Origin of the sequence: Limosilactobacillus coleohominis 101-4-CHN, assembly GCF_000161935.1 — a bacterium.
GTDB classification, from domain to species: domain Bacteria; phylum Bacillota; class Bacilli; order Lactobacillales; family Lactobacillaceae; genus Limosilactobacillus; species Limosilactobacillus coleohominis_A.
This window is the reverse complement of the sequence record NZ_GG698802.1, coordinates 1-25,987: the sequence shown is the minus strand read 5'-3', so window position 1 is coordinate 25,987 and position 25,987 is coordinate 1. Positions and strand designations below refer to the sequence as shown.

24 protein-coding genes, 19 tRNA genes, 1 pseudogene and 1 other annotated feature (1 of these 45 cut by a window edge) are annotated in these 25,987 nt (G+C 40.6%); of the genes and pseudogenes, 3 read left to right on the top strand and 41 right to left on the bottom strand.

Features of this window, described 5'->3' with window-relative positions; all coding sequences use genetic code 11:
- Positions 1–201 (bottom strand) — a binding site (T-box leader) (it extends 7 nt beyond the left edge of the window).
- A 4-nt stretch (positions 202–205) separates the two neighbouring features.
- The 14 genes from HMPREF0501_RS00220 to mraZ form a co-directional block, all read right to left on the bottom strand.
- On the bottom strand, positions 206–895 hold the full coding sequence (locus HMPREF0501_RS00220) for a DivIVA domain-containing protein (protein WP_040455483.1): 690 nt from the start codon (positions 893–895) through the stop codon (positions 206–208).
- An 18-nt stretch (positions 896–913) separates the two neighbouring features.
- Entirely contained in the window at positions 914–1,699 is a 786-nt protein-coding gene (locus HMPREF0501_RS00215; RefSeq protein ID WP_006915759.1) for an RNA-binding protein, read from the bottom strand.
- Positions 1,700–1,704: 5 nt separating this feature from the next.
- A complete protein-coding gene (locus HMPREF0501_RS00210; RefSeq protein WP_081443395.1) occupies positions 1,705–1,974 on the bottom strand; it encodes a YggT family protein in 270 nt (89 codons plus the stop codon).
- Positions 1,975–1,991: 17 nt separating this feature from the next.
- A complete protein-coding gene (locus HMPREF0501_RS00205; RefSeq protein ID WP_006915757.1) occupies positions 1,992–2,411 on the bottom strand; it encodes a cell division protein SepF in 420 nt (139 codons plus the stop codon).
- A 66-nt stretch (positions 2,412–2,477) separates the two neighbouring features.
- On the bottom strand, positions 2,478–3,746 hold the full coding sequence (ftsZ, locus tag HMPREF0501_RS00200) for a cell division protein FtsZ (RefSeq protein WP_006915756.1): 1,269 nt from the start codon (positions 3,744–3,746) through the stop codon (positions 2,478–2,480).
- A gap of 25 nt (positions 3,747–3,771) precedes the next feature.
- A complete protein-coding gene (ftsA, locus tag HMPREF0501_RS00195) occupies positions 3,772–5,142 on the bottom strand; it encodes a cell division protein FtsA (RefSeq protein WP_006915755.1) in 1,371 nt (456 codons plus the stop codon).
- 111 nt (positions 5,143–5,253) lie between these two features.
- Entirely contained in the window at positions 5,254–6,099 is an 846-nt protein-coding gene (locus HMPREF0501_RS00190; RefSeq protein WP_006915754.1) for a cell division protein FtsQ/DivIB, read from the bottom strand.
- 14 nt (positions 6,100–6,113) lie between these two features.
- Positions 6,114–7,217 carry an undecaprenyldiphospho-muramoylpentapeptide beta-N-acetylglucosaminyltransferase gene (gene murG, locus HMPREF0501_RS00185; protein WP_006915753.1) on the bottom strand — a complete coding sequence of 368 codons (1,104 nt, stop codon included), beginning with the start codon at positions 7,215–7,217 and terminating at the stop codon, positions 6,114–6,116.
- Positions 7,217–8,590: a UDP-N-acetylmuramoyl-L-alanine--D-glutamate ligase gene (gene murD / locus HMPREF0501_RS00180; protein WP_006915752.1), complete on the bottom strand. Its 1,374-nt coding sequence runs from the start codon at positions 8,588–8,590 to the stop codon at positions 7,217–7,219. Before murD ends, murG begins: the two co-directional genes overlap by 1 nt.
- A 19-nt stretch (positions 8,591–8,609) precedes the next feature.
- Positions 8,610–9,581 carry a phospho-N-acetylmuramoyl-pentapeptide-transferase gene (gene mraY / locus HMPREF0501_RS00175; protein ID WP_006915751.1) on the bottom strand — a complete coding sequence of 324 codons (972 nt, stop codon included), beginning with the start codon at positions 9,579–9,581 and terminating at the stop codon, positions 8,610–8,612.
- A 20-nt stretch (positions 9,582–9,601) separates the two neighbouring features.
- Positions 9,602–11,752, bottom strand: a complete 2,151-nt coding sequence (locus tag HMPREF0501_RS00170; RefSeq protein ID WP_006915750.1) for a penicillin-binding protein — start codon at positions 11,750–11,752, stop codon at positions 9,602–9,604.
- Positions 11,752–12,114 (bottom strand): hypothetical protein, encoded by a 363-nt coding sequence (locus HMPREF0501_RS00165; protein WP_040455480.1) that lies wholly within the window; start codon positions 12,112–12,114, stop codon positions 11,752–11,754. Before HMPREF0501_RS00165 ends, HMPREF0501_RS00170 begins: the two co-directional genes overlap by 1 nt.
- A gap of 20 nt (positions 12,115–12,134) precedes the next feature.
- Positions 12,135–13,076, bottom strand: a complete 942-nt coding sequence (gene rsmH / locus HMPREF0501_RS00160) for a 16S rRNA (cytosine(1402)-N(4))-methyltransferase RsmH (RefSeq protein ID WP_006915748.1) — start codon at positions 13,074–13,076, stop codon at positions 12,135–12,137.
- A gap of 18 nt (positions 13,077–13,094) precedes the next feature.
- Positions 13,095–13,523, bottom strand: coding sequence for a division/cell wall cluster transcriptional repressor MraZ (mraZ, locus tag HMPREF0501_RS00155; protein ID WP_006915747.1), 429 nt, complete (start codon positions 13,521–13,523; stop codon positions 13,095–13,097).
- Between the two features lie 634 nt (positions 13,524–14,157).
- Between mraZ and HMPREF0501_RS08660 the strand changes: the two genes are divergently transcribed.
- Entirely contained in the window at positions 14,158–14,277 is a 120-nt protein-coding gene (locus HMPREF0501_RS08660) for a DUF4044 domain-containing protein (RefSeq protein ID WP_081443408.1), read from the top strand.
- Positions 14,278–14,309: 32 nt separating this feature from the next.
- Here the strand turns inward: HMPREF0501_RS08660 and HMPREF0501_RS00145 are convergent, their stop codons facing one another.
- From HMPREF0501_RS00145 to HMPREF0501_RS00135, 3 genes and pseudogenes are all read right to left on the bottom strand, one after another.
- On the bottom strand, positions 14,310–16,616 hold the full coding sequence (locus tag HMPREF0501_RS00145) for a DNA translocase FtsK (protein ID WP_006915746.1): 2,307 nt from the start codon (positions 16,614–16,616) through the stop codon (positions 14,310–14,312).
- A 13-nt stretch (positions 16,617–16,629) separates the two neighbouring features.
- Positions 16,630–17,139 (bottom strand): tRNA (cytidine(34)-2'-O)-methyltransferase, encoded by a 510-nt coding sequence (locus HMPREF0501_RS00140; protein ID WP_006915745.1) that lies wholly within the window; start codon positions 17,137–17,139, stop codon positions 16,630–16,632.
- 170 nt (positions 17,140–17,309) lie between these two features.
- Positions 17,310–18,164 (bottom strand): annotated as a pseudogene (locus HMPREF0501_RS00135) (methyltransferase domain-containing protein).
- Positions 18,165–18,263: 99 nt separating this feature from the next.
- Here HMPREF0501_RS00135 and HMPREF0501_RS00130 point away from each other — a divergent pair.
- Complete coding sequence (locus HMPREF0501_RS00130; protein WP_006915743.1) at positions 18,264–19,304, top strand: lactonase family protein; 1,041 nt, start codon at positions 18,264–18,266, stop codon at positions 19,302–19,304.
- A 69-nt stretch (positions 19,305–19,373) separates the two neighbouring features.
- Here HMPREF0501_RS00130 and HMPREF0501_RS00125 read toward each other — a convergent pair whose 3' ends face one another.
- The 5 genes from HMPREF0501_RS00125 to HMPREF0501_RS00105 form a co-directional block, all read right to left on the bottom strand.
- On the bottom strand, positions 19,374–20,261 hold the full coding sequence (locus HMPREF0501_RS00125) for an RluA family pseudouridine synthase (RefSeq protein WP_006915742.1): 888 nt from the start codon (positions 20,259–20,261) through the stop codon (positions 19,374–19,376).
- The gene (locus HMPREF0501_RS00120) at positions 20,262–21,068 is read right to left on the bottom strand and encodes an NAD kinase (protein WP_006915741.1); all 807 of its coding nucleotides are present in this window, start codon (positions 21,066–21,068) and stop codon (positions 20,262–20,264) included.
- An 11-nt stretch (positions 21,069–21,079) separates the two neighbouring features.
- A complete protein-coding gene (locus HMPREF0501_RS00115) occupies positions 21,080–21,754 on the bottom strand; it encodes a GTP pyrophosphokinase family protein (protein ID WP_006915740.1) in 675 nt (224 codons plus the stop codon).
- Positions 21,755–21,767: 13 nt separating this feature from the next.
- Positions 21,768–22,823 (bottom strand): competence protein CoiA, encoded by a 1,056-nt coding sequence (locus HMPREF0501_RS00110; RefSeq protein ID WP_040455470.1) that lies wholly within the window; start codon positions 22,821–22,823, stop codon positions 21,768–21,770.
- Between the two features lie 72 nt (positions 22,824–22,895).
- Complete coding sequence (locus HMPREF0501_RS00105) at positions 22,896–23,555, bottom strand: adaptor protein MecA (protein WP_040455468.1); 660 nt, start codon at positions 23,553–23,555, stop codon at positions 22,896–22,898.
- A 141-nt stretch (positions 23,556–23,696) separates the two neighbouring features.
- Here HMPREF0501_RS00105 and HMPREF0501_RS00100 point away from each other — a divergent pair, with 141 nt between their 5' ends.
- On the top strand, positions 23,697–24,128 hold the full coding sequence (locus HMPREF0501_RS00100) for a hypothetical protein (RefSeq protein WP_040455465.1): 432 nt from the start codon (positions 23,697–23,699) through the stop codon (positions 24,126–24,128).
- Between the two features lie 160 nt (positions 24,129–24,288).
- Here HMPREF0501_RS00100 and HMPREF0501_RS00095 read toward each other — a convergent pair.
- From HMPREF0501_RS00095 to HMPREF0501_RS00005, 19 genes are all read right to left on the bottom strand, one after another.
- Positions 24,289–24,363 (bottom strand) — tRNA-Asp (locus HMPREF0501_RS00095).
- A 2-nt stretch (positions 24,364–24,365) separates the two neighbouring features.
- A tRNA-Met gene (locus HMPREF0501_RS00090) sits at positions 24,366–24,439 on the bottom strand.
- A 10-nt stretch (positions 24,440–24,449) separates the two neighbouring features.
- Positions 24,450–24,522 (bottom strand) — tRNA-Glu (locus HMPREF0501_RS00085).
- Positions 24,523–24,548: 26 nt separating this feature from the next.
- A tRNA-Ser gene (locus HMPREF0501_RS00080) sits at positions 24,549–24,637 on the bottom strand.
- A 2-nt stretch (positions 24,638–24,639) separates the two neighbouring features.
- Positions 24,640–24,714 (bottom strand) — tRNA-Ile (locus HMPREF0501_RS00075).
- A 20-nt stretch (positions 24,715–24,734) separates the two neighbouring features.
- A tRNA-Gly gene (locus tag HMPREF0501_RS00070) sits at positions 24,735–24,805 on the bottom strand.
- Positions 24,806–24,814: 9 nt separating this feature from the next.
- Positions 24,815–24,887 (bottom strand) — tRNA-Phe (locus HMPREF0501_RS00065).
- 3 nt (positions 24,888–24,890) lie between these two features.
- Positions 24,891–24,965: transfer RNA gene (locus HMPREF0501_RS00060), tRNA-Asp, on the bottom strand.
- Between the two features lie 2 nt (positions 24,966–24,967).
- Positions 24,968–25,041, bottom strand: a tRNA-Met gene (locus tag HMPREF0501_RS00055).
- Between the two features lie 10 nt (positions 25,042–25,051).
- Positions 25,052–25,139: transfer RNA gene (locus HMPREF0501_RS00050), tRNA-Ser, on the bottom strand.
- A 33-nt stretch (positions 25,140–25,172) separates the two neighbouring features.
- A tRNA-Ile gene (locus HMPREF0501_RS00045) sits at positions 25,173–25,246 on the bottom strand.
- Between the two features lie 16 nt (positions 25,247–25,262).
- A tRNA-Met gene (locus HMPREF0501_RS00040) sits at positions 25,263–25,336 on the bottom strand.
- Positions 25,337–25,366: 30 nt separating this feature from the next.
- A tRNA-Pro gene (locus tag HMPREF0501_RS00035) sits at positions 25,367–25,440 on the bottom strand.
- A 6-nt stretch (positions 25,441–25,446) separates the two neighbouring features.
- Positions 25,447–25,520: transfer RNA gene (locus HMPREF0501_RS00030), tRNA-Arg, on the bottom strand.
- A gap of 5 nt (positions 25,521–25,525) precedes the next feature.
- A tRNA-Leu gene (locus tag HMPREF0501_RS00025) sits at positions 25,526–25,611 on the bottom strand.
- 21 nt (positions 25,612–25,632) lie between these two features.
- Positions 25,633–25,704: transfer RNA gene (locus HMPREF0501_RS00020), tRNA-Gly, on the bottom strand.
- A 16-nt stretch (positions 25,705–25,720) separates the two neighbouring features.
- Positions 25,721–25,794, bottom strand: a tRNA-Thr gene (locus HMPREF0501_RS00015).
- Between the two features lie 22 nt (positions 25,795–25,816).
- Positions 25,817–25,889: transfer RNA gene (locus HMPREF0501_RS00010), tRNA-Lys, on the bottom strand.
- An 18-nt stretch (positions 25,890–25,907) separates the two neighbouring features.
- Positions 25,908–25,980, bottom strand: a tRNA-Val gene (locus HMPREF0501_RS00005).
- Positions 25,981–25,987: the final 7 nt, after the last annotated feature.

Sequence of the window (25,987 nt, the reverse complement as noted above, 5' to 3'; positions counted from 1 at the left end):
ACGAAGCTGTTCGTGGTACCACCCTATTTTAAAGTAATTATTACTTCCTTAGGCATTGCATAACGGGAATGACCCGGCAGTTTCTACAATTTTCAAAACTGCACTCCGAGCTGATGGGGACACTCATAAGTCATCGATTTTCACCAAACATCGACTCTCTGCGACATCCTAGTATCCTCGTGGTCTCGTCAATATTTTAGAATTATTAGTGATCAGATTTATCACTATCCGGGAAAATCACAACTGTTTTCCCTTCATCATTAGCGACTGGTTGATCTGCAGTGGCTGATGAATTAGTGTTTTCATCTGGTGTTGTGTCAGAGTTTACACTGCTTTGTTGAGCATTGTCAACCTTGTTGCCCAGAATCTTTTGAATTTCTGTAAAATCACTCATGTCAGTGTTAGCAAGTAATTCATCCCAATCATTACTCTTAACAACCTCTAATTGTGATTCCAACATTACTTGTAGACGTTGCCGGAAAATCCGCGTTTGCTTCTTCAAATCATTTGTTTCCGTCGTCAGTTTACGGGTGGAATTGGTACATTCTTCAATTACCGCATTAGCTTTTTCATTGGCTTCTGAAACTATATCGGTTGCTTGCTTTTGAGCCTCACGCACCATAATTTCAGCTTCTTTTTTCGCGTTATTTTTAACTTTATCAGCCGCTTCTTGGGCAACCAAGATGGATTTGTTTAGCGAATCTTTTAAATCAGTAAAGTATTTCAGTTTTTCCTCGTTTGCTTTAACCATTTCCGAGAGTTCCCGGTTTTTCTCGTTTAACTCTTGAACGGTTTGGGCAACCTCATTTAAGTAATCCCGGACTTCACTTTGGTTAAAGCCCCGCATTTTAGTATCAAATGTTTTATTAGTAATGTCCTCTGCACTCACTGTCATGATCATTCCTCCAAAATATTATGCCTTAATTAACTGTATATCTAGTCGAAGATTATTCTTCCGGTTTTTGCCACCAGATTGCAATAGTTTAATTCTGCCACCATGCCGAACAGAAATTAGATCATGAATTGCCATCTGATAATCTGGACGATCAATTTCTTCCCAATTAACCCTTACTAAACCATGTTCAATCGCCGCCTTAGCACGATTTCGTGAATAGTTAAAGGCGTTGGCAATCACTGCATCTAAGCGCAGTGAAGGCACCGTAATTGATACTTTCTCCCAATCATCATCCGGTAAAACTAATTTATCCTGACTAATTCGTTCAAACTGAACATTGATTCGGCCAATTCGTTCCAACTCTTGATCCACAAATTGGCTAACTTCACGACTGACTGCTATTTGCCATACCAAATCATTATTCAAAATGTCACCAAAACTCCCTCTGGTTAAACCACTTCCAAGAAGTGTTCCCAAAATTTGCCGGTGATGGAGCTCAACAAACTTTGTAGGATAATTAATCTGGTAATAGTTAATCTGAAAGTCCTCACGGTTAGGTTGATAATAATCAGGATAAATTAAAAAACGTTGCATTTCTGCATCGGGGTAACCACCCCAACTTTGAAATCGCAAATCTGCCTCACGATTAACAAGCGTTTCGGCAATAAAGATCTGTCGCGGATTCAAAAAATTGGTTAATACTGGACGGTACTCACCTGCAGCAGTAGCAATTTGATCCAAAACTTGATTAAGAAAATCTCGTTCGTCCGGTCGAAAATGTTGACTAATGTTTAAATCAACCAAATTATTCACCTTACCAACAAGGAGAGCATCTGAACACCCCGTTGGGCGAACCACAATACCAATACTGCTACGATTGGCGCAAAACTGACCCCACCAAGTGGTGGAATAATTCGCTCAAACACAGACAAGTATGGATGAACTAACTGATTCAAGAAGCGTCCTAAAGAACTTTGACTCGCTCCTGGGAACCAAGATAATAAGCACCAAATAACAATTAGAAATACATACAGGTTAATCAGGCTATTCACTGCCCATACAATAAATCCAATCACAATCTCTTCTCCAACTTCATTTAGTCATCAAACGATGGATGACTGTTTTCAATGTCTGACATTGTCTTACCAGTCACTTCAAAATTCTTCGGTGTGCACAAGAAAATTTGCTCACCAATCCGCTGAATTTCACCATCCATTGCAAAGACAGCACCGTTTAAAAAATCTACTGTTTTGATAGCAACTTTGGCATCCATCTGCCGAAAGTTAATAATAGCAGCTTGACCATTTAGTAATTGTTCCGTAATGTCGCGGGCATCACCATAGATCCGTGGTTCGAATAATGCAATTTTGCCATTTTCATGTAATGATTGCACACTCTTAATGGAAACAACTTTCCGATTGTTGGTTGTTTGTTGTGCTGGTTGATCATCATAGTAATTAGTAGCTGTGGCATCATCATTCATCCCAAAGAAGTTATTTAAAAATTTACCAGCCATGTCAATCTCCCCTTTCTTATTTCAATTAGATAAACAAAAGGAGGAACACAACGTTCCACCCTCGATTTATTGACGCCGATTTTTAAAGAACGCAGGCGTGGAAAGGTCTTCTCCCCCATCATCAACGTTCGTTAAATCATCATCTTGAACACTGAAATCAGGTTTCTTCACATCATCAAAATTGCTTTCCCGATTGTTTGGGCGGTTGACTTCATCACCCGGGTCATTCCAACCGCTAAATGGATCTTGATGATCATCTTGATTTTGGTCATTTGAAGCAGCGTTCCGTGGTTGACTTTGACCAACATTTAATGGAGCAGTTCGGTCATCTGCAGACGTCGACCGTTGAGCAGCGTTATTTTGCTGCTTCCCTTTATCAATCCCCGTAGCAATTACAGTGACTCGAACTTCATCATTAAGATTATCATCTACAGACATCCCAAAGGTAATGTCAACATTTGTATTAGCTGCTTCACGAATTACACTCGAGGCTTCTTGGGCTTCAAACATTGATAAGTCCTTGCCACCAGTAACGTTTACTAGGACGTGTTCTGCCCCGTCAATTGATACTTCCAGTAATGGTGACGAAATTGCTTTCTTGGTTGCTTCAGCAGCACGATTTTCGCCCGTTGAAGAACCGATTCCCATCAATGCTGAACCTTGATTAGTCATTGTGTGACGAATATCAGCAAAATCCAAATTGATGTATCCAGGGTTAGTAATTAGATCAGAAATACCTTCCACCCCTTGACGTAAAACATCATCAGCTTCTTTAAAGGCTTCCATCATTGGAGTCTTCTTATCAATCATTTCAAGTAGTTGGTTATTAGCAACAATGATTAACGTATCAACATTCTTCTTCAGATTTGCTAATCCTTGAGCAGCAAGTTTAGCCCGACGAGTTCCCTCAAAGCTAAATGGCCGAGTAACAACCCCAACTGTTAAAGCGCCTGAATCCTTGGCAATTTTAGCAATCACTGGAGCGGCACCGGTTCCAGTACCACCACCCATACCGGCAGTTACAAATACCATGTCGGCACCTTCAAGGATCTTAGTAATTTCCGATTCACTTTCTTGAGCTGCCTTAGCACCAACCTCTGGATTAGACCCAGCACCCAATCCACGCGTCAACTTAGGTCCCAATTGAATCTTAGTTTTAGCAGCTGAACCATCCAGTGCTTGTAAATCAGTATTGGCAACAATAAAGTCAACACCTTTAACCTTTTCATTGATCATTTGGTTAACGGCGTTGCCACCACCGCCACCAACACCAATAACTTTAATGCGGGCGCCTTCCATCTCCATTTGATCGTTTGCGTTCGTTGGATTGTCCATAAAATTTCCCTCCGTGATTACTTAATTAGTCAAAAAAGTTGCTAAAGAAACTCTTAATTTTACTTTCTCCTTCAGATTTTTTGCTTTCCCGTTCTTGATTTTGTTCATGAGCAGGTGCTGAATTCTTCGGGTTAGAATGGCGGATTTTGCGTTGACGTTTTGGTTTGCTCTGGTTGATCACCATATTTTCATTTTGCTGACTTTGATGAGGACTAGCAATCAGATTGCCATCATGAACAGTTTCCTTAATCAAGCGGTCAACATCCGTCAGACTACTTTCGTATAAACAAAGTGAGAGTGCGGTCGCATAACTCGGCTGTCGAATTCCCATTTCGTTAGGAACGAATACTCGAACATTCCCTGTAAAGTATTCAGCAGCAATTTCCTTGATACCCGGTAATGCAGCAACACCACCATAAAGTACCAATCCACCTGGCAATTCTGGAGCATTGATTGAATCAAGTTTGTCCTTCGCTCGACGGAAAATTTGGCGAATTCGTGCTTCAATTACCTCAGATAAATACTTTTCAGTGTAATTAACTGGTTGGGCCTTGCCGACAACATCCACAGCTAATTGAACATCCTCAGCCGCCTGCCGACTATCTGCATAACCATGGTCACGTTTTAATTGTTCAGCGTTCTTTTGCGAAGTATTCAGAACGGCTGAAATATCCTTGGTAATATAGTTACCACCCTCAGGATCAACATAGGCAAATTTAAGCTGGTGATCATGAATAATGCTGGTGGTGGTTTGGCCAGCACCAAGATCCATGATGACAGTACCAAAATCCTGTTCACCATCACTTAATACATTCGAACCGGTGGCTATCGAGTCAACAACCATGTCTTCAATCTTCAAGCCAGCCTGTTCAACTGATTTCCGTGTATTATATACAATGGTCTTCGGTCCACTATAAAGAGTTGCCCATAATTCTAAACGAATCCCAGACATACCACGCGGATCTTTTATTCCACGGAATTGATCAACCGCAAAGTCACGTGGTACCAGATCAATCACTTCACGCTCTGGCGGTAGCCCTTGAGAAAGTGTCGAGTGGGCGACATCAATCACATCTTGATTAACAATCTCTCGTGGTTGCCCCTGATCTGATAGGTTGATCATCCCATGAACCTGATTCATCTGTAAATAATTAGCGGGTAACCCAATTACCGCTTTGCTAATTTTGACACCAGACTTTTCAGTTGCTTGAGCCACTGCCTGTTTAATAGCATTGGCCGTCCGATCAATGTCGACAATTACTCCACGATTCAGGCCACCAGATGGTTGTTTGCCAACACCGATCAATTTCAGCTTGCCCTTAACGTTTTCGCATACAAGTACTTTGATCGAAGTGGTTCCAATGTCTAAACCAACATAGATTTGTGAATTATTCATTTACAAGGAACCCTCCTAAAATTTTTTTATTTATAATTTGACTTACCATTTGATTTTACCACAGTTTAGGCGGTTACACCTGCTAAATCCACAAAACTACTTATAAAAACCTTATTTTTGTTTATTACCGTAATTATATGAGTAAGCACCATATTGCAAGTCAATAATTCCGTTTCCCTTCATCTTAGAAACAATTGAAGGATAATACTTCATCTTTTCACCAAGCGTATCTGCACGGACCAAAACTGTATTACCATCATTCATAATAAGTTTGAGACGATCTGGATTTAATTTAGTCGGTGAATAGCTAACTTCAGAAATACTTTGTCGAATATACTTTGGCAAAGTTCCAATCTCTCGTGCCGCAATCTTTAAATGGGTGTAACTATTATTAAAGTTTGCATAATGAAGAAAATTATCAATCTTACCAGTGATTGGACGATACTTACCATTTGATAAGAGTAATTGTTGTCGACCATCGTGATTAATAATTCCAATTACCGGATACTCAGTGACCCGTACCCTCACAGATCGAGGACCCGTCAACTTAATTCGGAGAGTTTTAATTTGCGGATTTCGCTTCTGCGCTTGTTCAAGGGTTGCCCCTTGGTGCCGAAATATCCACCAAATATAACGTCCTGAACGGATATTCGTTGCCTTCTGAACTTCACGGCTAGTCATTTCTGTATTCCCCTCCACCCTCACAGTCTCAATTTTACTGAGTGGGGAGAGCATGTAGATGGCTATCAATAAAACTAAAATAAAGGGAATCAAGATACTGGCCGCCCGTTTACCATTACCAACTTTCTGTCGGTAACCAACAGCGGGGACCTCATTATTTAATGACGTTTCACGATCGCGAATCTCTTTGATGGCATGGAGGCCACTATTTTCAAGCTTCTTAAGGCGTTGCAAATAGCGTTGATGATCGTCGTTGTCGTCATAATGATGACTCACCTTTCTCCCCTCCTTTATTGATGGTCACGCTCTGCTTTCTTTAAAACATCAATTAATAAATCTGCTGCATTTGGCTTACCAATTTGTTTAGAGGCCTCCGCCATTTTTTGGCGCACTGCTGCATTTTCCATAATTTTATCAGCTTGAAGTAATAAAGTCCGCGCATCGAGCTGATCCTCTAAAATCATTAGCGCGGCGCCTTTTTTAACTAAAGCCTGGGCATTTTTAACCTGATGATTAGCTGTTACATATGGGCTTGGAATTAAAATGGTTGGAATCCCCAACGCAGTAATTTCCGCAATTGTCGTGGCTCCAGCACGTGAAACTAATGCTGCAACCTTAGGAAGCTTTTTAGGCATATCCGGAATGTAGGGAACTACTTTCACGTTCTTGCCAACAGAAACGTTGCGTAGTTTTTCCATTACTTTCTGATAGCGCTTTTGACCAGTTGCAAAAATAACCTGGTAATCACGTTTGTTAAATTCCGGAATGGCATCGACAACGCTCTGATTGATTTTTGGCGCCCCCTGGCTGCCGCCAAAAATCATCATCGTTGGTTGATCATCACGTAATCCATCATTCGTCCATGAATAATCTGAATTTAAATTAGCAGCAACTTGCTGAGCCCGTGGATTACCAGTCATGTGAACTTTATTAGCTGGAAACTGAGCTCGAGCCGCTTCAAACGCGATCGCAATTTCATCAACATAACGACTCAAAAACTTATTCGTAATCCCAACCACACTATTTTGTTCGTGGATAACTGTTGGAATATGCATTTTAGCAGCTGCATATAAAACTGCACCACTAACGTAACCACCAGTTCCTAAAACTACATCAGGGTGAAAATCACGAATAATCTTTTTGGCATCGTGAACCGACTTTACGAATAAGTATAACGTTTTGAAGTTTTCTAAAGACAGTGATCGTTTAAAGCCTTGGGTGTGCAAGGTTTTAAGTTTTAAGCCGGCAGCCGGAACGATTTTATTTTCCAACCCCCGTGTGGTACCGACGTATAACACCTCGGTATCAGGTTCAACTTGTTTCAACCGTTCAATTAAGGCCAGTGCTGGATAAATGTGACCACCAGTACCACCGCCTGAAACTAATAATCTCATTACTTCTGCTCCTTTTGACCGGTTAACTGTTCAACCGCCTCAATAAACTTGTCGCCCCGCACTTCAAAACTTGGGAATTGGTCCCAGCTGGCATTGGCAGGTGATAAGAGGATCACATCACCCGGTTCGCTTAATTTCCATGCCTCTGGAACCGCAGTAACAGCATTCTCACTTTCATATACTGGAAGGACAGCTTGTTCTCCTGCATCTTTCATTTTGTCTTTGCATTCTCCAAAGACAATCAACGCTTTAACATGTTTCTTGAAATATGGAACTAGCCGTTCAAAAGTATAACCACGATCAAGACCACCAGCGAGAAGAATGACTGGTTGTTCAAATCCTTGTAAGGCAACTTCAGTCGCTTCGATATCGGTTGACTTGGAATCATTGTAAAAACGGCGTCCTTGATAATCCATTACGTATTGAAGACGGTGACGAACACCACCAAAGGTAGTTAGAACATTAATAATCGCTTCATTATCAACTCCACTTAACTTGGCTGCGGCAATTGCTGCTAACGCATTTTCTACATTTTGTGGTCCAATCAAACGAATATCTTTGGTGGGCATTACCTTTTCACCACGCCAATAAATAACGCCATCTTCAACATATGCACCATCCTTACTCTTTCCAAGGCGCGAAAATGGCACAATCGTGGCTGAGGAACGCCGCGCGATTTCTTGCCACTCATCACGATCCCAATTCATGATTAGGTAGTCGTCCTTAGTTTGATTGCGTGTAATGTTTAACTTAGCGTTAATGTAATTTTCACGAGTCTTATGATAATCCAAGTGATTAGCAAAAATATTGGTAATCACTGCAATATGAGGATGAAGGTCAGGAGTTCCCAAAAGTTGAAAACTAGACAATTCGGTTACTAGGTAGTCGTCTGCACTTAATTCTTGTGCCGTCTTCGTAAAGGACACCCCAATATTACCGGCATATTTTGCTATGTGGGATAGACCAGCATCCAACATTTTTTGAATTAATGTCGTGGTTGTCGTTTTTCCATTAGAACCAGTAACACTGACCAAATGTCCTGAGAAAATTTCATAACCAAGTTCAGCTTCAGTAATAATTGGAGTGCCCTTTTTAACAAAGGCCGCAACCAACGGAACATCATACGGAATCCCAGGATTCTTAACCACGTAATCGAAATCTTCATCCGCCAAACTAACTGGATTATCACCAGTAATCACTTTAATACCATCTTTTTTTAAATTTTCAACAATGGTTGGATCATCAGGAGTTTTTTGATCATTTGCAACCACGTTTGCCCCTAATTTCACTAACAAATGAGCGGCATTTAAACCACTCAGTCCAAAACCCATCACTAATACGTTTTTGCCATTATACTTTGTTACATTATTCATAATAGTCACCCTTCTTGATTTAACCAAAAATAACAATCATTGAAACTGCGATTATAGCACAAATCAACTGGAATCCCCAGAATGTGAGGTCAATTTTCCACTCACTCCAACCAATCATTTCAAAAGTATGGTGGATTGGTGTCATCTTAAAAATCCGTTTTCCAGTCGTTTTAAACGATGCAACTTGTAAAATTACACTAGCTGTTTCTAGAACGTAAACTAAGCCGATAATTAGTAACGACCATTCATGATGTAATAAGAGTGAGACAGCAGCTAGACTCGCTCCTAGGGCTAAAGAGCCCATATCACCCATAAAAATTTGGGCAGGTTTGTGATTAAATGGGAAAAAGCCAAGCAATGCCCCAATAATCGTCAAGCCAAAAACTGCAACCTCAGTTTGTTTTTGAAACAAAGCAATGACAAAGTAAGCACCAAATGAAATGACCGCCAATCCGGTAACCAAACCATCCAATCCATCAGTTAAGTTAACTGCGTTCGAAAAACCAACCATCCAGAAAATAATGAATAAGGCGTAGATCCACCCAATAGAGGTTGTTCCAAAGCCCATTTGGAAGTTTTCATGTTGATAAATGACTGCAAATACCATGGCAGCAATCACCTGACATAAAAACTTTTGCCAAGGTTTAAAGCCTTCATTTTGGTGGTGAAAAATCTTAATACTATCATCCCACATTCCAATTAGGCCGTACACCACTAATGTAAACAACAAAGCCCACATAGTGTTGGTTAAAAGGAATCTATTAAAAATACCCACCAGTAAAATGGCAATCACCGTTGCCGCAATAAATAGAATTCCGCCCATGGTCGGCGTGCCGGCTTTTTTTGCGTGCCAGGTTGGGCCAATCTCACGGATCTGCTGACCCTCCTTTTTCGCTCGGAAATAGCGAATCAAGTAGGGCATTAATAGATACGTCAATCCTCCAGCAATCACCAATGAGATGAGACCACTCAATAAAATTTTGCTCATCATTATCTTCCTCCGAATCTTTTCTATTTCTCTTCAAACTTAACGGTTAATTGTTGACCAGATTTAACCGTTTGATTTTCTTTGATGCTTTGATCAGTTGCAAACCCGCTCCCGGATGAGTCAACTTGCAAATTCAACAACTGGGCTAGCTGACTAACGTCAGATTGGCTCCAGCCATTAATGTTTGGCATCTTAATCTTGCCACTCGTCACCAGGATAATGCGATTGTTAATCACAACTCTGGTCCCCGGAGACAGCGATTGTTGCTGAATTTTCTTTCCATCACCAATTACTGTCACTTGAAGATGGTTTTTCGTAAGGATGTCTTGTGCATCCTTGACATTCTTACCGACAACATTAACAACCTTCACAACTCCTTGCTTTTTAGCTTGTTTGCTCTTTTGTTTATCCAGTAATGTTTTGATTAACGGTGTTGTAATCGACGCCATGGTCTTTTCCGCAGGACCATTTGTCGAAGTTGGCTTCCGCATTGTGATGTACAGAATATACTTAGGGTTTTTAGCTGGCGCAAATCCAACGAATGAATAAATATAATTATTCGATCCTTGCTCATAACCATTGGCACTCCCAATTTGGGCAGTTCCCGTTTTCCCAGCAATACGGTAACCCTTAACTTTGTATAGTTGTCCAGTACCGACTTTATCGTAAATAACTCCCTGCATATATTTACGAGTCTCTTTAGCAGCAGAACTACTGATTGGTTTGCCGACTTGCTTTGGTTTAACTGTCTTAATGGTTTCACCCTTACTATTGGTTACCTTGTTTACAATATACGGTCGCATCATCTTACCGTTGTTGGCCACTGCCGTAAAAGCCTGCATCATCTGCATCGTGTTAACAGTAATTCCCTGACCAAATGAAGTATTAGCTTGTTCGAGGGCCCCTTTAAAGGTTGTCGTTCCAGAAGATTCGCCAGACATCCCATAAACTTTAGTGGGTTTTAAAAAACCAAATTGCTTCAAATATTTCATCCAAGTAGATGCCCCCATATTTTGCTCAATATGGGCAAATCCAACGTTGCTGGACCGATAGAAGGCTTCACGAAAAGTGATATTACCCCAACCACTCGTATTCCAGTCAGTAATTTTACCGCCACCCATTTCCCAAGTTCCGGATTTATAGGTTGCATTGGGGTTAAAGTTGCCAGAATCAATGGCTGATGCTAGTGCAATGACCTTCATGGTTGAACCAGGTTCGTATGTATCTTGAATTAAGGCATTCGTCCACGCTGGCTTCTCTGAAGTCATCGTTGGACGCTGCGTTGCTGCAATAATTTCCCCGGTCTTAGCTTCCATTACCACCGCAGTCATTGCGGAAGGCTTAGCAGACTTATCTGCGCTAGTAACCAAATTTTCTAGTTGATGTTGGACCGTATTATTCAGGGTTAAGTGAATATCATCACCATTTTTTACTGCATGCCCTTTTTGCGGCGAATCTGATAATTGATAGCCATAAACATCATTTTCTGATTTTTTTAACCCATCGCGGCCACGCAACTGCTTATCAAAATACTGTTCCAAACCAATCTGCCCAACTAATTTAGACTGCCCCGTTTTACTATTAGTCTTAACCGCTGTTGAACCTAGTAGCTGCCGAGCAAATTCACCTTCAGGATATTGGCGTGCCGGAGTTTTAGTGAAATTAATTCCCGTCAAATGACGTGCTTTAATCTCCTCCATTTTGCTGACTGAAATGTTTGATCCCGCAGTGCCAAATTGGACTTGGTACAGTTTTTTCTTTGGCGTCAATGCTTTATAGATTTTCTTTTCTGATACATCTAGGTACTCTGCCAAAACCTTTGCAGTTCTTTTTTTGTTGGTGACGTATAGTGGCTTGCCACTCATAGTCTTTTGATTCTTATCAAGAACCGCATAGACCGTATACTTACTAGTATTACGTGCTAAAAGATTTCCTTGATCATCATAAATGTTTCCCCGCTGGGCTGTGATAATCCGTGAATGTGTGTAACGTTGTACAGCGGCCGTTGATAAGTCATGATTTTTAACATCCTTAAATATTGAAATATATGCAAAACGAACGATAAATAATAAAAAGATCGCAGCGGTAACCAAACACAGCCATTTACCGAACTGTTTATGGTTTCGTTGCCCTTTACTACTCATCGTTCGCTTTTTTTGATCAGGAGATTTCATTATTTATTAACGTTCCTTACATTAGTATTTGAATCATTTAGATTATACTTAGCGGCAATTTTTTGCAAGTTACTTTGACTGGTCAAATCACCGATTTCCTGTTGTTGACTAATGTTGGAATTATTGACTTTACTAATTTGGGTTTGAATATTTTGTAAGTGGCGTTGTGAATTATTAACACTAATTTTAGCCGAAATTAAGGAAATCATCATTGCACAAATAACTAATGCACAGCACCCCGTCAATAAATATTCAAATTTAGAAATCGCCACTGATTGGAATTGAGTTTGAGTAGCTTGCCGAGGCTGTTGAACCGGCTGTGTTTCAGTTAATTTTTTGGCAACATTCGTATTAAAATCCATTTTGTCCACTATCCTTCAATCTATTTCACTTTTTCAATTACTCGTAAATGCGCACTATGTGCACGATGGTTGCTTGCCAATTCTTGTGGTGATGGCTCAATTGCCTTTCGATTAACCAGTTTAAAATCAGGCTGCTGTTCCTTAGGAATAACTGGTAAGCCTGCCGGAACATCTTTAAGGGTTGTTCGTTCACGAAACATCGTCTTTACTAACCGATCTTCCAGAGACTGGAAAGTAATAACACTAATTCGTCCACCGACATTGAGCATTTCAAAAGCCTGTTCTAATGATGCTTCCAAAACACCCAGTTCATCGTTCACCGCAATCCGAATGGCCTGAAAAGTCTTTTTGGCAGGATGACCGCCGTGGCGTCGTGCCCGCGCTGGAATGGCTTCTTTAATCACATCCACTAATTCAAAGGTAGTGGTAATGGGTCGTTCCTCACGATGGCGTTCAATTGCCCGTGCAATTGACTTAGCAAATTTTTCTTCCCCATAACGATATAAGATCTTTACTAATCGGTCATAGGGCCATTGATTTACAATTTCATACGCTGATAAGGATTGCTCCTGATTCATCCGCATGTCTAACTTGGCATCATGTTGATAACTAAAGCCCCGTTGCCCATCATCAAACTGCGGTGATGAAACGCCGAGATCGTAGACAATTCCGTCGACTTTAGTAACCCCAAGTTTATTCAAATCAACTTGCAAATTTTTAAAGTTATCCTTGATAAAGGTTAATTGATGACGCGCTAAATAATCAGCTAAATGTTCCTGGTTGTATTCAATTGCCGTTCGATCTTGATCAAAAGCATATAGGTGACCACCATGCAATTTGGATAAAATCAGGCCACTGTGACCACCACCACCCAATGTTGCATCTACATATTGACCATCTGGTTGCACATTTAAACCGGCAACTGCTTCATGGAGGAGTACGGTAACATGATCAAATTTCATCCGACTTGTTCCCTCCTTCTAGAAATCAAAATCAATATCTTCAGCCACCTCGTCAAAGTCTTCCGCGGCTTGATCACTATATTTCTGCCAAGCATCCTCATCCCATATTTCAAAATGGGACGACACACCGACTACTACACACTTTTTACTAATGTTGGCATAGTTAATCAGGGTTTTAGATAAGTTAACCCGTCCTTGACGATCAAATTCACACTCAATTGCTGCTGAATAAATCAAACGCACAAATTGTCGAACATTCTTTTTCGTCATCGGTAGCTTTTCTAATTGCTGCTTTAGTTGGTCCCATTCATTCATGGAGTATCCAGATAAGCACTTATCCATCCCCCGAGTAATGACAAATCGTTCCCCAAGTTGAGAACGAAACTTGGCAGGGATGATTAGTCTGCCCTTATTATCAATCGAGTGATTAAATTCACCCATAAACATGACTAATCCCCCCTTTTGCCAATTACAAATTTTAGTTTACCACAATCCACCACTATCCACCACATTCATCCCTAAATTACCCCATTTAAATCAAAAAAGGCATCATCCAAAATGGATGACGCCTTGAAACACTGGTAAGACAGCCTTTTATGGTGTGGGGAGTTGATAACAAAAAATTGATATAACATATGAAATAATCATCAGCAAACAACTTAAATTCCAGAAACTTGGCCAGAAAATTCGATATAGAAATTCATGCTGACCAATTAGCTGTTTCATCACTAAAATGATTCCGAGACCAGCTATGATGATAATTGGATAAGCAATGTAGTAATAACCTAAATTCCACCAAGTCAGTATTAGAAGAAGAATTGCCCAAATACTTGGGTGGTGAATTCTGGCTTGTGACCGATTTTTAGCATTCACAAACACCATAAAAAACATTTTTTCAACAAACCAGTAACAAATAATTATTAATATTTCAATCAGAACCCGCTGATAATTCAATTTTGTAATTCCCTTTCCTCAATTGATTACTAAACAATATTACCATATCTCCGCTTGGATGATTTGAATTTCATCGCCAGATTGATTAAACTGTAAGCTAACATAACATTAATAAGGACTGAATATGATGCAAAAAAAGAAGAAATCAACTTTTCAAAAGATTACAATGGTCGCAGTTTGGCTGATGCTGATTGCAATGCTCGGATCATTAATTTTAGGAGCGGTGGCTTCACTTAACTTAATTTAAAAAAATTGCGCGCTTTTCACGGCGCGCTTTTTTTATTCTTCATCTTTTTGCTTATAGACTTCCCGTGGTTTGGATCCATTCGCCGGTCCAATATAACCGCGTTGTTCAAGATCATCAATGATGCGAGCCGCACGGTTGTATCCGATCCGAAAGCGGCGCTGAATCAAAGATGTTGAGGCCTTTTGTTGATCAACAACAAATTTTAAAGCTTCTGGAAAAAGTTCATCCTGATCGGTAACTTCCTCTTCATGCTGAATTTCTTCATCGCTAACCACCATTTTTTCATCATAATCGGCTGGCTGCTCATCTTTAATAAACTTCACGACGTTTTCAACATCTGTATCTGAAATGAATGCTCCTTGCACCCGTGTTGGTTTGTTTTGATCAATTGGTTCGAAAAGCATATCACCCCGGCCTAACAATTTTTCAGCTCCATTGGTATCAATAATCGTCCGTGAATCTACCCCACTCGAAACGGCGAAGGCAATTCGTGACGGTACATTGGCCTTAATTAAGCCGGTAATAACATCAACCGATGGTCGTTGAGTTGCTAAAATCATATGGATTCCTGCTGCTCGTCCCATCTGAGCAATTCTGACAATTGAATCTTCAACTTCTTTAGAAACCGTCATCATCAAGTCAGCCAGTTCATCAACAATTACCAAAATTAACGGTAAGTAGGGATGATTCTCGTCAGTTGAAGAATTTTTCTGCAATTGTTCATTATATCCATTGATGTTGCGGATCCCAAAACTAGCAAACAATTCATACCGCCGTTCCATTTCAGCAACAACTTTTGCTAACGCTCGCGCCGCCTTTTTCGGGTCTGAAACAACCGGAGATAGCAGGTGAGGAATTCCATTATAAACACTCAGTTCGACCTTTTTCGGGTCGATCATGAGCATCTTCACTTGGTGTGGTTTGGCCTTTAAAAGAATACTGGTAATAATCACGTTAATGGCAACTGACTTCCCACTACCGGTCGCCCCAGCAATCAGTAAATGTGGCATCTTAGTTAAGTCGGCAGTCATAACATCCCCAGTAACGGTCCGGCCAAGGGGTACTTCTAACGGCTTTTCAGGATGGCTGGCAACCGACTCAATCATATTGCGAAATCCGACTGTCGCGACTTTCTTATTTGGTACTTCAATTCCAATCAAAGATTTACCAGGAATTGGTGCTTCAATCCGAATATCTTTTGCTGCTAAAGCTAAGGCTAAATCATCCGCCAAGTGGGTAATTCGACTCACCTTCACCCCAACTGCTGGTCTCAATTCGTACTTGGTAACTGACGGTCCTAAATTAACATTTTCAACGGTTGCATCAACACCAAACGACTTCAGTGTCGATTGGAGTTTAGCAGTATTCTCCTTAATGGAATTTAGATCCGCACTTTGGTCAGTTGCATTCACTTTGGTCAACAACGAGGTTGGCGGAAGTTGATAATTTTCATCATCATTTCCCGAGGCAGTGGCAAAATCGCCAACCGCTTTCTCATCTTTCTGATTCACCGTGTTCACTTTATCCTGACCAACTGGATTATGTTCTTTCTTGAGTGGTGTTGGTTGGGCTGCCACGGTAATCTTAGGTTCAACTGCTGGCTCCAGATTATTCTTACCAGAACCACCAGAACGCTCAGCGGATTGATGTATTACCGGTTGCTTATTGTCAACCGTAGGGAATGATTTACTTTGACGATGTCTTTGCTTAACAGTTTGCTGTTGGGTGCGTATTTGTTTGAGCCATCCTAATATGGCTTGATGACCACTAACAATTATTTGGTGCCAAGGCAATTTAAAAAAGATCACGACTCCAATAATCATCAGTAACCAAGCAAAGGCAACTGATCCGGTTTGTCCCAGCAAAACATTGGTAATGGAATATAATCCTGCCCCAATCAATCCGCCACCAATGGGCATCGTCTGGTCAGAATTAACAATACTTTGTCCTACGTTATTCCAAGTTACTTGAAAAAAATGTCCATGTTGATTCAACTCTTGAAACATGAGTGAATGAAGAAATAGTAATAGTCCACTATAAAAAATAATCATTCCCCATACCCAATTTTTTCTAAAATGAACCAACTGGTTATAAATCACAAGACCAAGCGAATAAAGTAGGACAATGATCATTAATAATAGATAACTTTGTCCAACTAACATCTTATAGATGCCTAGCACTAACGAACCCAGCACACCTAATTGAAACATTCCGGTTAAAGTCAAAAGGATTATTAAGGCCCCAGAAAGACTTCCAACTAGTGAATTATTTTTTTTACCGCGGGTAGTTCTCGTCCGCTTTTTTCTAGTTCTAGTTTTCATTGATCCTTTCCTCGCCATTTTAATCCTTCCTTTATTTTAATTTATCAAATGGGTACCGATGAGTACGCGCCAAATTAGGAAAACTTTGTTGCCGTAATGCTTCATAAATTATGATTGCAGCACTATTAGATAAGTTTAATGCGCGAATATTTTGATCATTTTGTGGAATCCGAATTGCTAATTCAGGATACTTCCGCATAAATGGTTCCGGCAACCCTGTTGTTTCCTTACCAAACAAGAAATAATGGTCACCAGACTCTGTATAATCAACATCCGTATAATCACGGGTGGCAAACTTGGAAACAATATATAGATGCTTCAAATCTGGTACAGTTTGAATAAACGATGGTAAATCATCGTGATAAACCACCTTCACTTTATCCCAATAATCCAATCCAGCGCGACGCATATGCTTATCATCCGTTGAAAAACCTAGCGGCTTGATTAAATGCAGTACTGTATTTGTCCCAGCACATGTCCGCGCTATATTCCCAGTGTTGGCCGGGAATAGTGGCTCAAATAATACAATATGATTTGTCATAGTTTTTCCTCTTTTTGCAAATAAAAAAAGCAGGGTCTCGGTGTGGGCACGGCGAAACGCTGCTTTAATGAAGTACACCTTAGCAAGTACCAACGAACTCACCCGATCGATGTCGCTTGCTAAACGATTTCTAATAGTTATTATAGCATATAATTTGTCGGGAACAACAACTAATTCTGTTTACCAATTAATAGGTCCACATCAACGGTAACAGTCGTTAATTGATTAATTTCAGCTTCCGTTAAATGACGAGCATTTTTGCCCCAGTGAAGTGGCGACATCTCGATCATTGATGACCGCAGTGATTTTGGAATGGTAAACCGATATTGAACATTCTTTACGTGGGTTGCACCAAAATGATCGGCGAATAGTTTTTTTACAGCAGTATTATCATATTTTTGATGTTTATCATCCGCTGGATAAAGTAATGCACGCATTTCATGGAGATAATTTCCTGTTGGAATCACTTTGATTATCTTTCCATCGTTTTTTTAAACTCGGTGAAACTCACGATAATCTGACGGTGAAAACAGTTCAATGATAGTGGAAAATGAGTTATTTTGAAACGGAAGCTGACGCAGGTCTGCCAAGCAGAAAAATAATTCCGAATCTAATTGCGTCGCTAATTGCACCCCTGGACGTGAAATATCAAAGCCAACATAAGTTTCATCATGCCGATTTCGTAACTGTTGAAGTTGGAATAGTGGGGTTCCTTCACCGCTACCAACATCCAGAATCCTCTGTGGAGTCGGTCCTAATTCTTCATTTATTGCCGTAATAATTCCCTTAAATAGGCCTGCAGACAGGAGTTGGCGTCTTGCAAGAAGCATCTCGCGATCATATTCAGACTTAACACCCTTTTGCAAAAAATAGACGTAACCATGTTTATTAATATTGATCCGATGACCGTTCACACAAACCAATTGTTGATTATTGACCTGCATAAATTTTTCATGACAAACTGGGCAGTTAAATAGTGCCAAATGGTCGCATAACCAAGAACTAACTTTTTCAATTTTTTTCATAGCAAATTCCTTTCTTAGATAGTTTACCATATCACAAGAACTGGTAGAAGCTATTGAGACCTGCTATGATAGAGACAATTCTATTTAGGAGGCGTTCTCATGGCGGAAAATTTCTTAATTGGGACTTATACCAAAAAAGCTAGTAAGGGAATGTACGCTGTCACCTTAGATCCAACTAAGGGACAGCTTGTTAATGATCGAGTCATTGTTGAGTCTGAAAAGCCAGCGTACTTACAGGTTGGCCCTAACCATCTTGTGTTTTCAATTCGTCAAGAAGGTAATCTTGGCGGCGTAGCATCCTATCACATCGAAAATGGTGTGGCAACATTAGTGGATAAATCATTATCAGCCGGTTCTCCACCAGCTTATGTTGGCCTAGATTCTAAACGTCACTTGATGTTTACGGCTAATTATCATAAGGCAGAAGTCAATGTTTATCAGATTAATCCAGATGGCACATTCGTCCAAACTGATTCGGTTAAACATGAAGGAACTCACGGGCCTGAACCAGAACAAGCAGATGGTCCACACCCCCACTTTACTGACTTAACACCTGACGGTCGGTTAGCAGTTTGTGACTTAGGAATGGACCTATTGGTTATCTACAACATCAGTGATGATGGCAAATTAACCGCAGCCAACCAATTTAAGTTTGAACCTGGTTTTGGAACTCGTCATATGGTCTTTGCTCCGAATGGTCAATATGCATACGTTTTAGGCGAACTTAGTAGTAAATTAGCGGTCCTTAAATATAATGCGGCGGACGCATCATTCACCCATATTCAAACGATCAAGACAATTCCTGATGATTGGACCGCTCATAATGGAGCTGCTGCCATTCATATTACTTCTGATGGTAAATTTATTTACACATCCAATCGTGGTGAAAATACGATTGCTGTCTTCGCAGTGCAACCTGACCACACGGTTAAACATATTCAATCAATCTCTTCCGAAGGTGACTTCCCTCGTGACTTCGAACTGAATAGCGATGAAAAGTTCCTGATCGCTTCTAATCAAAATAGTGATAACTTAACCCTTTATCGGCGGAATACTGAAAATGGAATGTTAACCTTAATGCAAAAAGATGTTATTAGCCCTGAACCAGTTTGTGTTAAAAAGTGGTTTGAACAAAATTAATAATCTGATGTTCCAAAGAAAGAAACCCTCGAGCTCAATGCATAAGAACTCGAGGGTTTCTTTATAAATTTAAAGTTTTGCGATTAATTTGTTCATATCATCAGGTAGTGGTGCCTGACACTCAATTTGTTGTTTTTTAAATGGACTGTAAAAACTAATATAGCGACAGTGAAGCGCTTGACGAGACATAAATAAACCTGTTCCTCCATACATATCGTCACCAATTAACGGGTGTCCTAAAAAGCTAAAATGCACCCGAATTTGGTGAGTTCTCCCCGTATGAAGACGAATTCGGACAACTGAAAACTGTTCGACAGTCCGTTCCGTCCAATATTCAGTTATAGATTCCTTTCCATCATCACAAACTTGTCGTTTCACAAATGACTCCGGATCACGACTAATTGGCGCATAAATATAACCGTGGTGGTTGCTTAATTGACCACCAACAATCGCTACATATTCTTTTTTTACTTGATGACGTTTTAATTGCCGGTCCAAAACAGCATGAGCAAATCGATGCTTTGGAAAAACTACCAATCCACTAGTATCCTTATCCAAGCGGGTTGCAACGTGAGTTACCTGATTTGGATACTGATGAACTAAATAATAATTTTTGACACGGTTAACTAAACTATCTTGCACTGCAACATTATGAGCAGGTACGGTTGCCACTCCTGCATCCTTATTAATCACTAAAAAATCGGCATCTTCATAAGCAATTTGAAATGAGCCCGGGAAGGCCGTAATCCGCGGATTGGCGGTTTCATCAGGCAGCTCAATACCAACCATTTGTCCTGGTAAAACTTTATCCACCGCCCAGGCTGGTTGATGATCAATTTGTAATGAACCGCCATGAAAAATTGCAACCTTTAAAAGTGAACTGGTCACACCAAATGATTTCAAAACACTTCTTAATTTACGTTCAGTTGTTCCTTGGTACTGCCATGTAAAAATCATCTAGAGATCTCCAATGAATGACTCACGAACCCGCTGCCAAAAATTAGTATGACGGTACTTAGCAAACTTAATCTTTTTACTCGAAACTTCAAAAGTTAACTCAACTAAATGATGCCGTTTAGAATCAAGGACCCATTTTTCACGATCACAGGTCAGAACAATGCTTGATTCATCTTTTAGCCGCAACGTGAGAATATTATCCGCTCCAAAAATTGTAGGTGAGCCTAGCGTACGAAAAACACGATTATTAAGTGATGCCATTTCTGCCAGTTGGAATCCAATAATGTGCGGATCCATAACTGCACCCCCCACTGCTTTGTTATAGGCGGTGGAACCAGTGGGCGTTGAAACACACAGGCCATCTCCACGGAAACGCTCAAACAGTTCGTGGTTAATATAAACATCGCACACCATTGTCTTGGTAATGTTTTTGACAGTTGATTCATTTAAGCAGATTTTTTTCATGACTTGACCGTCAGAAAACTTCGCCGTCATCTCAATTAATGGGTAACTTATTGACTGTCCGGCGCCATTTTTAAGACTGGCAACTAAATCATGGACTTCAAAATTACGCCAATCAGTATAAAAGCCCAAATGCCCAGTATGAATACCAATGAATCGAATGGTATCTAATTGGTCCTCATATTTATTAAATGCCGACAGCAGTGTCCCATCACCGCCAATCGTAATTACGATATCTGGATGTCCCTCATCGTAATCAATTTTATACTCGTCTAGTCCTTTAATAATCAAATCGCGTAATCGCAGGGATTCCGGCGATGAATAAGTATAGACTGCTACTTTCATATAATCACCAACTATTGTTTATTCTCTTGCTGATTTTCTTGTGTTGAGTTCTGTTGCGACCAATCAGAGTTTTTACTATAGGAAAAAAGATTTTGAGCTTCTTGAATTTCTTCGCGAATCTCGGACATTTCATTATCAAGTTTAAAGGCCGCTTCTGCCGCACTCTTCAATCTTGCTGATAGGTCACTCGGAAAAGCTCCTTGATATTTGTAATTCAATGAATGTTCGATTGTTGCCCAGAAATTCATCGCCAACGTCCGAATTTGAATTTCTGCGAGGATCTTCTTTTCACCAGTGATCAATTGAACTGGATATTCAACAACGATGTGGTATGAACGATAACCACTCGGCTTGACATTACTGATATAGTCACGTTCTTCCAAAATATTAATGTCACTTCGTTCACGCAATAAATCGACCACTTCATAAATATCCTCAACGAATTGACACATAATCCGCACACCTGCAATGTCTTGCATATCTTGCTCAAGTCGATCCTCGGCAACATGGCGCCGAACCATTTTTTCCTTTATGCTATCGACGGGCTTAACGCGCCCAGTGACAAATTCAATTGGTGAGTGTTGAGCTTGGTCCTGATATTGCTTACGCATTCCCCGCAGCTTAACTTTTAATTCATTGACTGCCTGCTGATAAGGTAATAAGAAGTGCTGCCAATCCTCAACCATTACTCTTCCTCCTTCATTCATACCCCACCATTCTATCATACGTTGAATCAGTCTGCCTATTTCTTGTGGAAAGTCGCTGAATTTCACCATACTTTTCTTCAATAGTTGAAAACCAATGAGGCATCTGACGATAAATTACTGTCTTCCTATCTATAATGATAATCCTGGATTTGACTAATGATTTTTGCCAGTCATTAATTGCTTGAAATCGTAATTGTTCGACTATTCGAAAGTCTAAACAAGGAAATTCAAGCCAATCGGCCTGTTCAAATAACCACTGCTGCCAATATTTAAGGGTAACTTGTTTACCAATTGGCCATTTTTCCATCATTAATAACGTTTTCAACCGCCATTTCATAATTGGTTGCTGCATTACAGGCCAACGTTTTTGAATATCATGAACGAAAAGTGGACAACAGCTGGCGATACGACCATTTTGATAAGCTAAATTTATTAATGAATTTGAAATTAAACGGCGCCGTTGTAAGTGATTTGTTTGGTGTCTAATCTTTTGCCAAATGAGTCCCCAATTAGCATTAAAAGAGCAAGTTGCATAATTATTACGATATACCAAACGGCAAGTCGTCGAGTTCCAAAAATAGAGATAAAGTTGATTATGATACTGCTGGGTAAACTGCGCAATCTTACTAAAATGTAATTTTCTTTGATAACGAGGGCCTAGAATCCACTTCACAGAAATACCCTGAATTTGATAGCCGCGATTGCGGGCTTTGATTTTGGTTAGGCTCAATGGGCTACACTGATATTCCAACGCAATCTGCTTATTATTAATCCGCAGACGTTGTTTAATAGCTGGTAAATACGCTTCTAGCAGCGGGTCCCAGCCACGTTGATTTGCCCATTGAAAAATTTGTTTTTTCCCTCGTTCATGACTTTGCGACTCTCCACATAAGTATTCTGAATGATAATAATGAGCAAAAAAAGGTCGCTCATTTTTCGACCTCTTAATAATAAGAGATTGTGAACACTCAGGGCAGAAATATTGCTCATTAAATCGTGCTTGTTGAATATGGACTAATTCATGATGACTATTCATTCCAATTTGCATTTTATCACCCATATTTTAAATACGAAAAAAAGTTAATAAAAATGCAAAAAACTCCAGTGTCCACTGAAGTTCCTACTTGAAATAATATCTTGCTGTCTCTAATGCTGACTGACGCATGATCAATTTACCATGTTCTTGCAGTAATGATGGTGTAATGTCAACAATCTGACCATATTCACTGGCAAGAGCTCGGTAATTAAGAATTGTGTCCTTTGACATTCCGACATTATTGAGGTCTTGCAGTACCAAATAAAACTTTTTCTGGTAATGGAAAAGATCGGCATTTAAATTATCATCGGTTAAAACATTAGCTAACTCAATAAAGTTTTCGAAATCTGCAAATCGAACCACGAATGTATTTGAAAGAACGGCATCACTATGAACGGTATTATTATCAGACTGAGGATTACTCGAATAACTTTGATGATCGTGTCCCCGCAATTGGTCAGCAATTAATTTTGAAACTTGATTCATTTCAGAATTAGATCCACGATTAACATTTTTCGAAATAATTAATTCCAAACCATCTTTAATCGGTAATGCCTGAAAAGTAACGGAATCATTTTTTTGAAATTGATGTTCTGTATCAACCTCTTCGAGAATACTATAAAAGAAATCTTCAATTTGCTTTTGGTTTCCAATTAGATCAAGCATTGAAATTCCACGTTCTTCTAAATCATCTTGGTTAATAATCACTTGAATCGTATTCTCATCCAGCTGGCGTTTTTCCAAAATTACACCCCCTACCCAAAACATTTATAATATATTAATTTTACCTTTTCTATTAGCTGAGTCAAGTTTGCAGAAAACCATAATCAGATTTTTTACCATTCTATTTTTAGTGTATAATACATCTGTAAAGGAGTGAATGGAATGATTAAGGTTATTAACTATGCTTTAGGCTCCAAATCATATTTTGATGATGAAATTAAAGCCAATCCTGATCGGCGGTTTGTAATGGCGGAAAACCTAACAACCGAAGATAATTACATTTTAATGGATCTATCTGATCAACCAAGTATCTTTGGCTCTTCGATTAAATTAGAAACGACTCATCATGTCGGTGATGACTCTTTTGATGGCTTTTTCTTTCTCCAAGCATTTGATTTAGCTAAAGAAACTCGTGCTATGCTAAAGAAAGTCGGCCCTCATGTCTTAGACGAAACTTATGATCAATTTAAAGATCAAATGAGTGGCGGTTACTTTGCAACACGAATGGATCACCCACAAACGCTTGTCATGTTAACCGTTTGGAAAACTGAAGACGATTTGAAAAAGTGGTTAAAGAGTCCTGTTTATGCATAGCTAAAGGATTATACCAATCAACAACTACGTAATTTTACAGAAGTTTTTAAAACAGTGGAAGAATAGCTACTATTGGCGGCCTAATGGCTGCCTTTTTGTTTATCATTTTTGTTAAATTTAGAAATAAAAAAAGCATTCCACTTAAGGAATGCTTCATTAACGGTCCGTACGAGACTCGAACTCGTGATCTCATCCGTGACAGGGATGCGTCCTAAACCAACTAGACCAACGGACCAATTGCGGGGGCTGGATTTGAACCAACGACCTCCGGGTTATGAGCCCGACGAGCTACCAGACTGCTCTACCCCGCGATAATAAAAGTGACCCGTGCGGGATTTGAACCCACGTTACCAGCGTGAAAGGCTGGTGTCTTAACCAACTTGACCAACGGGTCATAAACTCACATTACGCGAGCAATAACGGAGAAGGAGGGATTTGAACCCTCGCGCCGCTTGTCGCGACCTACACCCTTAGCAGGGGCGCCTCTTCAGCCACTTGAGTACTTCCCCAATGGGCCTAAATGGACTCGAACCATCGACCTCACGCTTATCAGGCGTGCGCTCTAAACCAACTGAGCTATAGGCCCATACCAAAAATATCGGTAGAAGCGGGTAACGAGAATCGAACTCGCGACAACAGCTTGGAAGGCTGTGGTTTTACCACTAAACTATACCCGCATAAAACAATGGCGCGGGACGGAATCGAACCGCCGACACACGGAGCTTCAATCCGTTGCTCTACCAACTGAGCTACCGAGCCATACGGTCCGTACGAGACTCGAACTCGTGATCTCATCCGTGACAGGGATGCGTCCTAAACCAACTAGACCAACGGACCAATTGCGGGGGCTGGATTTGAACCAACGACCTCCGGGTTATGAGCCCGACGAGCTACCAGACTGCTCTACCCCGCGATAATAAAAAAGGAGGATAAGAGATTCGAACTCTTGCGTCGGTTGCCCGGCCTAGCGGTTTTCAAGACCGCCCCCTTCAGCCACTTGGGTAATCCTCCATAATATATAATCAACATTTACCTTTCGGTAAATGGACCTTGTAGGACTCGAACCTACGACCGGGCGGTTATGAGCCGCTTGCTCTAACCAACTGAGCTAAAGGTCCAATCTAACCACCCAAATCGCGGCGGAGGGAATCGAACCCACGACCTCCCGGGTATGAACCGGACGCTCTAGCCAGCTGAGCTACACCGCGAATTAAGTATAGTATATATTTTACTATAAATCGGAAAGACAGGATTCGAACCTGCGACCCCCTGGTCCCAAACCAGGTGCTCTACCAAGCTGAGCTACTTTCCGAAAAAATGCACCCAGCAGGAGTCGAACCTGCAACCTTCTGATTCGTAGTCAGACACTCTATCCAATTGCGCTATGGGTGCAAAAATGCCGAGGACCGGGATCGAACCGGTACGGTCATCACTGACCGCAGGATTTTAAGTCCTGTGCGTCTGCCAATTCCGCCACCCCGGCATAATATTATGGAATTGGCAAAGCGGAAGACGGGATTCGAACCCGCGACCCCCACCATGGCAAGGTGATGTTCTACCACTGAACTACTTCCGCATAAATATTTAGCTAATGCCGACTAGAGGACTCGAACCTCCGACCCCCTGTTTACAAGACAGGTGCTCTAGCCAACTGAGCTAAGTCGGCAAACGAATGACCAATCGGCCAATGAGCCGTGGCGGGTTCGAACCGCCGACCCTCTGATTAAAAGTCAGATGCTCTACCGACTGAGCTAACGGCTCATGAGTTTTTCAACTCAATGGAGGATACAGGGCTCGAACCTGTGACCCTCTGCTTGTAAGGCAGATGCTCTCCCAACTGAGCTAATCCTCCATAATAA

Bases quoted from the DNA above. Each gene is read 5' to 3' on its own strand.
- HMPREF0501_RS00220 (WP_040455483.1), bottom strand. From the start codon at position 895: ATGACAGTGAGTGCAGAGGACATTACTAATAAAACATTTGATACTAAA.
- HMPREF0501_RS00205 (WP_006915757.1), bottom strand. From the start codon at position 2,411: ATGGCTGGTAAATTTTTAAATAACTTCTTTGGGATGAATGATGATGCC.
- ftsZ (WP_006915756.1), bottom strand. From the start codon at position 3,746: ATGGACAATCCAACGAACGCAAACGATCAAATGGAGATGGAAGGCGCC.
- ftsA (WP_006915755.1), bottom strand. From the start codon at position 5,142: ATGAATAATTCACAAATCTATGTTGGTTTAGACATTGGAACCACTTCG.
- murG (WP_006915753.1), bottom strand. From the start codon at position 7,217: ATGAGATTATTAGTTTCAGGCGGTGGTACTGGTGGTCACATTTATCCA.
- murD (WP_006915752.1), bottom strand. From the start codon at position 8,590: ATGAATAATGTAACAAAGTATAATGGCAAAAACGTATTAGTGATGGGT.
- mraY (WP_006915751.1), bottom strand. From the start codon at position 9,581: ATGATGAGCAAAATTTTATTGAGTGGTCTCATCTCATTGGTGATTGCT.
- HMPREF0501_RS00170 (WP_006915750.1), bottom strand. From the start codon at position 11,752: ATGAAATCTCCTGATCAAAAAAAGCGAACGATGAGTAGTAAAGGGCAA.
- HMPREF0501_RS00165 (WP_040455480.1), bottom strand. From the start codon at position 12,114: ATGGATTTTAATACGAATGTTGCCAAAAAATTAACTGAAACACAGCCG.
- rsmH (WP_006915748.1), bottom strand. From the start codon at position 13,076: ATGAAATTTGATCATGTTACCGTACTCCTCCATGAAGCAGTTGCCGGT.
- mraZ (WP_006915747.1), bottom strand. From the start codon at position 13,523: ATGTTTATGGGTGAATTTAATCACTCGATTGATAATAAGGGCAGACTA.
- HMPREF0501_RS08660 (WP_081443408.1), top strand. From the start codon at position 14,158: ATGCAAAAAAAGAAGAAATCAACTTTTCAAAAGATTACAATGGTCGCA.
- HMPREF0501_RS00145 (WP_006915746.1), bottom strand. From the start codon at position 16,616: ATGGCGAGGAAAGGATCAATGAAAACTAGAACTAGAAAAAAGCGGACG.
- HMPREF0501_RS00140 (WP_006915745.1), bottom strand. From the start codon at position 17,139: ATGACAAATCATATTGTATTATTTGAGCCACTATTCCCGGCCAACACT.
- HMPREF0501_RS00130 (WP_006915743.1), top strand. From the start codon at position 18,264: ATGGCGGAAAATTTCTTAATTGGGACTTATACCAAAAAAGCTAGTAAG.
- HMPREF0501_RS00125 (WP_006915742.1), bottom strand. From the start codon at position 20,261: ATGATTTTTACATGGCAGTACCAAGGAACAACTGAACGTAAATTAAGA.
- HMPREF0501_RS00120 (WP_006915741.1), bottom strand. From the start codon at position 21,068: ATGAAAGTAGCAGTCTATACTTATTCATCGCCGGAATCCCTGCGATTA.
- HMPREF0501_RS00115 (WP_006915740.1), bottom strand. From the start codon at position 21,754: ATGGTTGAGGATTGGCAGCACTTCTTATTACCTTATCAGCAGGCAGTC.
- HMPREF0501_RS00110 (WP_040455470.1), bottom strand. From the start codon at position 22,823: ATGCAAATTGGAATGAATAGTCATCATGAATTAGTCCATATTCAACAA.
- HMPREF0501_RS00100 (WP_040455465.1), top strand. From the start codon at position 23,697: ATGATTAAGGTTATTAACTATGCTTTAGGCTCCAAATCATATTTTGAT.